The organism is Paraburkholderia sp. J10-1 (assembly GCF_905220165.1).
Lineage (GTDB): Bacteria > Pseudomonadota > Gammaproteobacteria > Burkholderiales > Burkholderiaceae > Paraburkholderia.
Window position 1 is genome coordinate 34596 of record NZ_CAJMYW010000010.1, and the last position, 10189, is coordinate 44784.

At 56.8% G+C, this 10189-nt stretch carries 7 protein-coding genes; 4 read left to right on the top strand and 3 right to left on the bottom strand.

Features of this window, described 5'->3' with window-relative positions; translation table 11 throughout:
- The first annotated feature begins 3 nt into the window (after nucleotides 1–3).
- The 3 genes from U5A65_RS27375 to U5A65_RS27385 all read left to right on the top strand — a co-directional run bounded on the left by U5A65_RS27375 (nucleotide 4) and on the right by U5A65_RS27385 (nucleotide 3760).
- Complete coding sequence (locus U5A65_RS27375) at nucleotides 4–1095, top strand: TAXI family TRAP transporter solute-binding subunit (protein WP_321948506.1); 1092 nt, start codon at nucleotides 4–6, stop codon at nucleotides 1093–1095.
- 590 nt (nucleotides 1096–1685) lie between these two features.
- Nucleotides 1686–2111, top strand: a complete 426-nt coding sequence (locus U5A65_RS27380; RefSeq protein WP_321948507.1) for a GtrA family protein — start codon at nucleotides 1686–1688, stop codon at nucleotides 2109–2111.
- 467 nt (nucleotides 2112–2578) lie between these two features.
- Nucleotides 2579–3760, top strand: coding sequence for a hypothetical protein (locus tag U5A65_RS27385; RefSeq protein WP_321948508.1), 1182 nt, complete (start codon nucleotides 2579–2581; stop codon nucleotides 3758–3760).
- A 130-nt stretch (nucleotides 3761–3890) separates the two neighbouring features.
- Here U5A65_RS27385 and U5A65_RS27390 read toward each other — a convergent pair whose 3' ends face one another.
- From U5A65_RS27390 to U5A65_RS27400, 3 genes are all read right to left on the bottom strand, one after another.
- Entirely contained in the window at nucleotides 3891–5129 is a 1239-nt protein-coding gene (locus U5A65_RS27390) for an acyltransferase (protein WP_321948509.1), read from the bottom strand.
- 149 nt (nucleotides 5130–5278) lie between these two features.
- A complete protein-coding gene (locus U5A65_RS27395; RefSeq protein WP_321948510.1) occupies nucleotides 5279–7150 on the bottom strand; it encodes an HAD-IIIC family phosphatase in 1872 nt (623 codons plus the stop codon).
- Nucleotides 7151–7469: 319 nt separating this feature from the next.
- Nucleotides 7470–8372: a glycosyltransferase family 2 protein gene (locus U5A65_RS27400; RefSeq protein ID WP_321948511.1), complete on the bottom strand. Its 903-nt coding sequence runs from the start codon at nucleotides 8370–8372 to the stop codon at nucleotides 7470–7472.
- A 781-nt stretch (nucleotides 8373–9153) separates the two neighbouring features.
- Between U5A65_RS27400 and U5A65_RS27405 the strand changes: the two genes are divergently transcribed.
- Nucleotides 9154–9918, top strand: a complete 765-nt coding sequence (locus U5A65_RS27405) for a 4'-phosphopantetheinyl transferase family protein (protein WP_321948512.1) — start codon at nucleotides 9154–9156, stop codon at nucleotides 9916–9918.
- Nucleotides 9919–10189 lie beyond the last annotated feature (271 nt).

Here is a 10189-nt window from a genome sequence, read left to right on the forward strand (position 1 = left end):
ACCATGTTGAAAACGACTCTAGCGGGAGTGGCGACGCTGATCGCCCTGCTTTTCTCGGCGCTCGCCGTCGCCGCAGACGCGAACTACAAGATCGTGACCGGCCCCGAGCGCGGCACGTACATTCAGATCGGCCAGGATCTGTCGAAATGGGTGGCGCCGCCGGCCGGCATCGACCTCGAGGTGATTCCATCGAAAGGCTCGGCGGAAAACGTGCAGCGCATGCGTTTCGAGCCCGGCGTGAAGCTCGCGCTCGTGCAGTCCGACGTCTATCAGGCCTACGTCGATATGGCCAATTCCGGCAACGAAGAGGCCGGCACACTGATACGGCCGCTGCGGCTCATCATGCCGCTCTATGACGAGGAGATTTACTTCGTCGTACGTAACGACTCGCCAATGAAGAACATCAACGAGATCAAGGACAAAGTGATGAGCGTCGGCCTGATCGGCAGCGGCACCGCGCAGTCGGCAACGACGCTCTACCGCCTCATGTTCGGCCAGCCCATTCCCGAGCAGAACGCGCAGCACCTGAGCAATGAAGACGCGCTTGCGGCGCTCATCGTCAAGAAGATCGATGTGGCGATCATCGTCGCCGGGCAACCCGCCAAGCTCTTTACCGAAATGAACCCCGAACTGCTGCAGCAGATCCGCTTCCTGCGCGTCGATCCGAACGCCCCGGAAACGGCGCGCGCAAAGCAAACCTACTATCCGGCGACCATTCACGTGTCGAGCTACCCGAACTGGCTGAAGGAGGACGTGCCGACCTGGACAGTCAAGGCCTTTCTCGTCACCTACGACTACAACCTGCGCGACACGGTTGGCAACCTGAAGCGCTTTGCCGACTCGCTCTGCACGAACTTCGACAACCTGCAGGAGCACGGCCATCCGAAGTGGAAGCAGGTGAAGCTCGAACTGCCTAGCCTCGGCAAAGGCTGGCAATACTATCAGCCCGTCGAGCGGCGTTTGAAGGCGTGTTTCGCGCATCGCGCCGCAGTGCAGGCAGCCGCACCGCCGCGCGCCTCCGCCGCCGCCACGCAACAAGTCAACGCGCGGCCATGCTCGGATCAGGAGCGCCTGCTGCTGCTTTGCAAGCAATGACACGGAATCGACATTAGGCGCAACGAGTACGCGGAACCGCGCGACGCCCTAAGCGCTTAGCCGATGAACGAGCTATGCGCCCGGCATAAGCGCATCGATATCGACCAACTGCCTGTTAGAGCGCTTGCCAGCCTCGCCGCAGGCAGAGTCGCGTGCGTCTGCGCCCCGACAAATGGCAGGCTTGTTCCGCCACTCAACGCAGCTCCGCTCACGGATGCGATAGAAATAACAGCGCACTAGTCACGAAATCGCCAAGCATTTCGCTCGCCTCCGGCTTACGTCGCCACGCATCGATTTTCCATTCAGGGCGCCGCCAGCAAGGACGAGCGGGTAAGCGAGAAGGCGAGCTTTGTGCTCCGGCGAACGGTGGTCCCCGCGGAGTTTGCCTAACATGCGTCAACTGCCATTCCTTTATCCGGCGACCCCACGTCATAAGCGTTTCGATGCCCGCTTTCTGAGGCCATTGCGACCGCTTTCATCGCAATGGACTGGAAAGGCGGCGTCGTGCGTGGTGAGGCGAGCGGTTCCCGGGCCGAGTACACGCTTGTCATCCGCGCGCTGCCCGGTGCGGCGTTCAAGAGGAGTACGCTATGAGCAGCACCGCTGCTAGCATGTCACTGAGCCGCACGCGGCTCGTGTTCTGGTACGCAACGTTCGCCGCCATTTCTATCGGCGCCAATCTCGGCAGTCAAAGCCTTGCCTTTCACTTGTACCAAGGCCCGTTTTCGGTGCCACTTTCGGTGTGCGTAGGCACAGGTGTTGGCCTTGTCGTCAAATATCTGCTCGATAAAGCCTGGATATTCCGCTACGAACACCAAAGTGTTGCACACGGTGTGCGCACATTCTCGATGTACGTTGCCATGGGGCTTGGCACCACGCTCCTTTTCTGGTCCGTCGAATTCGCCGCGAACGCGCTCTTTCATGGCGAAGCCGGACGGCTTGCCGGTGGCGCACTCGGTCTGGTGATCGGCTATTTCACGAAATACCAGCTGGATAAACGCTTTACGTTTGCTTGAGTTCGATTGCAGAAGCATCGAGCCAGCAGGTGGTCCATAGCTTCGATCGCGCCAAGGATCGCGGACCGCGCATGTGCCGCCGGGACCGCGCCCCGTTCGCGTGCTAGCGAGCGATCCATGCGTCGCCGTCCTGGTACAGTGCAAGCGGTGTTTCGTATGGTCGGGCGACGTACGCTGGCGTACAGACCCAATCCCAACCATGCTCTACGGTTGACCACTGAATCCGGCAGAGTGCGTGTGCGGCCGTCCGAAAAGCCTAAGGACGCTGCTCGCGTTTTCGCTCTATGGGCTAAGTCGTGGTGGATTCCTCGCGTTTCCCCAACGCATGCACGATTCCACGATCGTCTTCCCGATCAAAATCGGCGCGAACTGCACGGCGACTGATTCAGGACTTCGCAAACGGGGCTCATGTTCAGCGATTGGCCCGCCGCAAGATTTGCAGGTCATTAACAGAGACGGGGGCGTACTTGAAGCTAGACATAGCGAGCGATACAGACAACAAGGCATGGCCCCTATGGAGCTTATCTGCCGCCACTTGTTTCCTATTGGTTCTCGCGTTCAGCGGAACAAACGGCTCGTTTTTCTGGGACTACCATGTCTATGAGAAAGGCTTGAGTTGCTACTCGCAGGGACCGGACCCTTACGTGTGCGCATCGGGCGACTTTCCGTTTGTTTACCCGCCCATCTTTCTCAAGATATTTTCCGTATTCGATTTCCGCACGGCGTTTGTTTTCCTGGTTCTAGCCGCCGCCGCAGGCATCGTTTGCGTTTGCGTTAGCCTTAGTCTCAAGTCTTTTATCCCCTATCGTCGTCTGGCTCCTTGCCTGGTTCTTGGTTTCCTGATCGGCGGATCCGGGTTTGCTTCGATCCAGACGGGCAACATCAGCGTCTTCGCGCACCTTCTCCTCGTTTCCCTATCCTACTTTCTATACACGAGACGATCGGGCTACACGTTGACGGCACACGCGATCGCGATCATTTTATTTTCTGCCATAAAGCCCTACTTCCTTGCCTATGCCTTGCTCTATTTTTTTCTGCCCCGCCGCAGTTTGGCCGCGTTCGCCGGGGTGATGCTATCGGTCGCCGGGATCTACATAGCGCAACCAGCCCTTTACCCGCAACTGTGGGCGGGATTCCAGGGCGCAATCTACAATCAGATCGTCCAGCATGGGGACGCCGGGCTGACGATTTTTGGCGTGTTTTCCAGACTTGGGATGGGAAAAGTCGGCTTCATTCTCCATCTTTTCCTGATGCTTCTCGTTGTACTTATTTCGGCAGCGCTTCGGTACAGGCATGGGCAACGCTCTATACAGATCAGATCCGCGAGCGAGTTGTTTTATTTCCTCGCCATCCTCATTCTGCTGAACCCGCGGTTGATGTCGTATGACTTCAGCGTTTTTTCGGTCTGCCTCTATTTGTCCATGATCCTCTCATCGCGAGGCGATGGCTGGGTTGGGCTTTTTTTAAAGCTTTTCCCCTTTGTGACCATCCTGCCTCTCTGTCTCGAAGGATTATTTGATATTCGAGTGCATTCTTTGACCTACTACTTCCTCGCTACCTACGTTCTGCTGGTTGCGGCACTGGCCTGCCATTGGCCCTTGCGTGCCTCATGGTCGAAAGCACCTGCCTGCGTCGCTCACGAGCGGTAACTTCGCACCGGCACGAACTACGCCGCGCCCGAATCAATGCCCGGATCCAGCTGCAAGCCGATGTCCCCGTGAATTCGATCACGTTGGGCTGCTGCTAATTTTCGTGAAAGTAGAAGCGGCGCCAGACCATTCAAAGCGACTCTTCCAAAGCGCCGCGCTTTGCAGGTATCGCCTGGCGTACCCACTTGCTAACGCTTTCGGTGTGTTGCATGGCAGGCTTCTCGATCAATCGAAACGTCGTATAGCTGACAAGAATCAAGACGGGGGTGGTCAGCAGGATCGCAAGCCAGTGCTCCAGCGGGGTGAACGCTCTCGCGCCCAGCTTTCCAATGACTACATTGAAGAGCGTAAACAAAATGAATCCGTGCAGGAGATAGATGCTGTAGGCGAGCTCTCCCAGCATGCGGGATAGCTGACTGGTCAGTGCGCCGAACAAGGTCGCGCCGCCCGCAATCACGGCGAAACTCAATGAAAGAAGCGCCAACGGGATCCGCGCATACGTCGTTGGAAACAGGGTGATCGCCACGATGATCGCAGCGATTGCAATCAGCGAGACGAAGCTCCTTTGTGAAAGGTTACGGAACCAGGCTTGACGGCAGAGAATTGCCGCAATGATGCCCCCAAGAAACGGCGTCAGGAATCTTGATTCTGCATGAAAATGAACAAAGTCCAGCACCCCAACAAATCCGATTATCAATACCGAAAACGACGGAATAGCGCCGATCACGACTGCCAGCAAAGGGAGGCAGAGGTAGAATCCCCATTCATAGGCGAGCGTCCACGGCACCCCCGATAAAATGAGTTTCGTGTCCGGTACGCCGTTTAAATCCGGCTCACCAAAACTGGAAAATCCTACCCATCTCAACGCATTGGCCACCAGCGTCAAAGGAGATTGCGCTAACGTGAAACCTGACATGAATGCGACGGATACGAAAAGGAGCAGTATCGCGAACACATACAATGGTGTCAGCCGCAGGACTCGGGAGACGTAAAGCTTGACCCAGTCAACGCCTCTTTCCTTGTCATTGATTATTTTTGTCGAGAACAAGAAACCGGTAATCATGAAAAACAGGGACACGCTTGCTCGCCCGATATTTGCCATGAAATTCGACGGAGGGGAGTCAAACTGAGAGGTTCTGATGTAGAAGTACCAAATGCAGGAATGGTGCAGAAAAACAAAAAACGCCAGGTATCCTCTCAATCCATCAATCGTCGCAAAGCGTCCTGCAGCATTGGGGGCACCGAATCGCCAGATCAAGACTTTGGCAGTCGCGAGTGCAAGGAGCACGGCTGCAAACACCGGGAATGGACTAGTCGGGCTTATCATTCTTTTTGCCTCTCTGTAGAACCAGCGCTGCGCGAGCGCCAAATCTGCATACCGGGCCGTCCCGCCCAGAAGTCAGTGAGTTGTTCTTGAAGTATTACCGAAGACGCATTGAGTCTCAGTTACCTTCATGGGACCGCTATGGATGGCGTGCGAGGCGCTTGCGCTTGCAAACGCCTCAATCAAGCGCTGCACTAAATCCGCACTGGAGGAAACTCGGCCGTGCCTAAATTCTCGATCTCGATGTAGGACGGCAGTTCGTTCGCGGTGCGCGAGTACAAACCCGCGGCCGTTTGGGAGAAACCGAGGCGTTTGAAATAGTCGTGACAGGTCGCATTCCTTCCGGTATCGACGAGCTCGGCGCAAACTTCAGAGCCTGACTTCAGCGCCAACCGCGTCGCAATCGCCCCGACGACCAACTCTGCACCAAGCCCGAACACGCGGCACGACAGCACGACCTGGACGATCTTCTCGCCTTTGATCAGGCAAACGGAGATGATGCCGTTGTCAATCAACTTGTCGCGCAAAGAGGAGACCACGCAGTACCCGCCTTGACTGATGAACGTCTCAAACTCCGAGCGCTCCCATCTTTTTCCGGTCGTGTTGAACTGATTCGTCTTGTTGATGAGTTCGAACGCCCGATCAAAGTATCTGGATTGCGGCGTCTTGATCAGAAAGAATGACTGGCGAAGCTGTAACGAGGCCAGCCACTCTTCGCGCGAAACACCGTCATTGGCGTCGGCGCTGGCCTCGCGCTGCGATATTGCGCGCACGAGTTCGGTGCGACGCGATGACTCTTCGGTGACGATAGGGACCTGCGTTTCGGCCGATCGCAGAATGATTCGCCGCCAGTCGTAATGATTGCCGCCGAGGCAGCGAATGGCGGGGATCGCCGCCTTCACCTCCGACAACTCGCGGTCGTTGTCGTCGATAAAGACACAGTTGCCCGGAAGCAGATTCACCTCGTTGATAATTTCAAGGATGTTCTGCGACTTGGGCCTCCAGTTGATACGCACGCACGCGAAGTCATCCATGGCAATGGCGCCGCGCCAGATGGCGTTGAACCGTTCAATGGTGGACGCTTCCTCATTCTTGCTGCAAATCGCCAGCAATCCTCCACGCTTTTTGAAGAACAGCAAGGCTTCAGCCAGGCCGATCGGCCAGCCTTCGATGCGTTGCTCCAGGCTCACGTTCTCGCCTTCCGCTGCCACGCCGCGCCACATGGTGTCGTCGAGGTCGACGATAATGAGCTTCACTGGGTCTTGCTGCTCGATGACCTTGACGATCGCCTCAATCCGCGACAGGAACGCGAGGGTAAATTCGCGAGACGCGACCTCATACGTGAGGATATTTCCAATTGCTTTGGGCGCAATCAGCCGATTCGTATCTAGCTTGAAGTCCCAATCGTTGATGAACGAGGCATGTGAACTGCTCAACAGGACATCGTCCTGCAGGTGCCGGCGGCCGATGAAATTCAATATTTCGTTGGCGTCGAGAAAATAGCAGTTATTTGTCTTGCGCACCGCGTCGGACAAAAGCCGGTTGATCTCGCGCACCAGATTTCCAGGCGACGTCATACCGAATGGATCGATGAGATCGCCGTCGTAATTGAAGCTCGGCTCGAAAAACGACATGAAGACTTTCGGAGCCGACGTGATCTGCGCGGCGACCTGCGCCACCTTCTGGGCGATATATTCCCCTGTCCTCTCCAGGAAGTCGCGAGCATCGTCGTCTGAACGCAGGCGCGCGAAAGCCATGTCCACCACGGGTTCAGGCGTTTGTGTCACTTCGCCGAGAATGTGACGGAGCGTGAGATTCACGACGACGACATCGTCGCTTGGCGCGGCATCCGGGACAGGGGCGTGGCGCCTCGAGCCCATCAATATGTGCCGGATGTTGTGCCCGGAGTTCGCGCTTCGCTTGACGAGCATCTCCACAGAACACGTGCCCAGCAGCAAGATATTGAGCTTGCGCGAATGGATCGCAAGCGACGTCGGCGGCAGCGGTAAATTGACCTGTTTATCGGCGACGGACGAGTAGAACAAATCGCGGACAAATTGACGCATTTAGGACCTCGAAGTCGAAACGTACTCCACACGCGGCCGGTATCGGCTTTGAGATTAAAGCAGAGCGCCGATGCACCATCTGTGCGCCGACAGACACAACCCGAACCGGGTGCGGCGCTGCGGGGCCCTCGCAGCGGCATGCGTGACGTTTATAAACGTCCTCGACCCAGCGGGGGCCGATCGCAGAGACGAAAAAAGGGGAAGAACGAGTGGTTGCCGATAGCCTCGGATTTCAGAGGCGCGGACTGGCGGGGATGAAACTGGATGGAAGATTGCCGGGGTGCCGGCTATCACTTTTATTTTTCAAGGCGGATACAGTTCAGGTTGAATAATCCTGAGTCTGGATTATCCGCATCAACTGCTTGATTAAATTTACACCTCCCCATCCAATAACCAGCCTCGCAAACAGCGACGCCCAATCCTTGCTGGGAATCTCTATCTCTCTCAACAAAACTCGCTCGACAATGGCAAGTCTCAAGGTGATACTCATTTTCTTGTAAATCAAGACATTAAATATAAATGACGAGACATGCCCCTTTGACATCAGCTTTTCATATTTCTCGAAAAATACGAGACTGGGTTCGCAACTGACCGCCTTCGATATTCTTGCGGGACTCTCGCTCAAGGAATACTCGACCAGCGCATCGTGCAAATAAACGAATGCACATCCGGCCATTTCAGCTCGAATGGCAAAATCCCAATCCTGATGCCGGCGCAATGCCCCGTCGAAACTGATCAGCGGGTACTGATGACGCCACATCATGATCGATGACGTCTGGATATAGCCCCCCTCCAGCAGGATGAAGTCGAGCATTGGCCGGCCATCGTAGGGAGAGCGATTACCCGTGATGCGCCGGCCGGCATCCGTTAGCACGACGTTGCTGAACAGCACCTTCGCCTCGTTCCCGGCGGGCTTGGGGCCGAAAGCCTCCATGCAGCGCTCGAGCTTGTCCGGAAGCCAGCGGTCGTCAGCGTCCAGGAAAGCGATCAGATCGCCGGTGGCCTCTTCAATGCCCCGGTTTCGACACCACGCCGCGCCATGGTTCTCGCTTTCCCGAATCAGTCTCAAGACAATGTTGTCTCCGCAACGACTCGGCAAGTCGAACTGCAGACCGGACGCGTCGTCTACAACGATGATTTCCAGCGGGGCAACGGTTTGACTGGATATCGATTCTATTGCCACCCACAGCAAATCAAGGCTGTTGTAGTGTGGAATGATCACACTTACGTTGTAGACATTGTCAAAATCACACCGCATCCCGCACCTCGATTCTGAATTTCGACAACTTCCTCGTGCAAAGAGTAAAACTATCTGTCTTGATCTGATAGCGCGTCAATCACACATATTCTTACCGCTCCTTACCGGGCACTTATCCATCCCTTGCAAATCCACGATTAACCTTACACAATCATTAAACATACTTTCCAATTGCATTCGAATATGGTGGACAAACCTGCTCCCAATGGTTTTCAGACCAGTCCTCTCGAAGGCCATAGCGCTGACTCAAATGAATAGCGAACGCAACCCGCAGGCGTTCTGGAAACCAAAGCAATAGATGATCCGTCCGGCACCGCATCGAGTCGCAAAAGACCCTGCAGCCCGGCTACTTTCGGAGAGCCTCACAGGTTTCATGTCGGCGCCATATTTCGACAATTGCCGCGACGGCTTGTCGGCGAACGTTGCCATACGCTTGAGCGTGTCCCGAAACAGCACGCTGCGATGCCTGGCACGTCGCAATACGCCTTCGTTGCCGCTAAGTCCTGGCGCCAGCGCAATGCACGCACGCACGCACGCACGCACGCACGCCGTGCAGCGTAATTGCATCACGCTCTGACAGATCGTAGGACGTGTCCCTGGTATCGTTCCGTGGGTTGCCCAACAAATCCACGAGAGTTGTATGTGTACATTCACTCGTGCGTCAGCCGCTCCTCGGCCAGGCGACAATGCAACGGGCGTGAATCGTTCGCACTGCGTGACTCAAACGGATGGCGCGCGTCGCCCCATGTTGCACCTCATCGAGTCGGCATTTCCCACCGCAAGGCAAATCAGGCTATCCATGTCCGCGCCACCACTCACGCCGCCAACCATGCAGGAAGTCCATGTCTGGCAATGGGACCTCGATGCCTGCGGTGGCGAATTTGACCGGCACCGGGACATGCTATCCATGCAAGAGCACGAGCGCGCCGGCAACTTTCGCTTCGAGTTGCATCGCCGCCGCTACGTGACCGGGAGGGGAAAACTCAGACAGATCCTCGGCCGCTATCTCGCGCTCCCCGCACAGGCGGTCGCACTCGAATATGGTTCGGAAGGCAAACCATTTTGCACGAACCAACCCGTTGGATGGAGGATCTGCTTCAACCTGAGCCACAGCGAGAATACGGCGGCGCTCGCCGTTTCGGGCGGTTTCGAGGTAGGTATCGACGTAGAACAGATACGCCCGATCGAGGAAAGCATGCCGCTCCAGGTGTTCTCGTCACGGGAGCGTGAACAATTCGACGCGCTCCCGCCATCAGAACAGCAAACGGTCTTCTTTGAAACCTGGGCGCGCAAGGAGGCCAGCCTGAAAGCGCTCGGCACAGGCTTCATCCTGCCGCCCGAGCATTTTGAGTTCGATCTTTCCGATCATGGCGACACCATGCCCCGCTTCGTCGGGGGTGCGGCGGACGAAGCTTCGCATTGGCGCGTTCGCGCGCTGTCACCCGGTCCGGCCTGCGCGGGAGCGGTAGCGGCGCGCCAAACTGGCTGGTCGGTCATCCACATGAACTGACCCGACAAGGGCTCGGACGAACTCCTCTCGTCCCGCCCAGCGGTTCGATCGGGTTGTTGCCACGCACAACGCCGCACACGAATTGCCAGTCCTCGCCTCGATGCAACACGCACTCGGCCAATGTCGCGATCGTCGCCAAACCCACCCGCACGGCGGCAGGCGGGGCGCAAGCCTGCGCGCCGACGCACCCGTGCCACCCCGCTGCAATGTGTTGCTGCAGCACATCGTGTGTGCGACGGCGAACGGATAGGTATCCCGCGGAAGATTAACT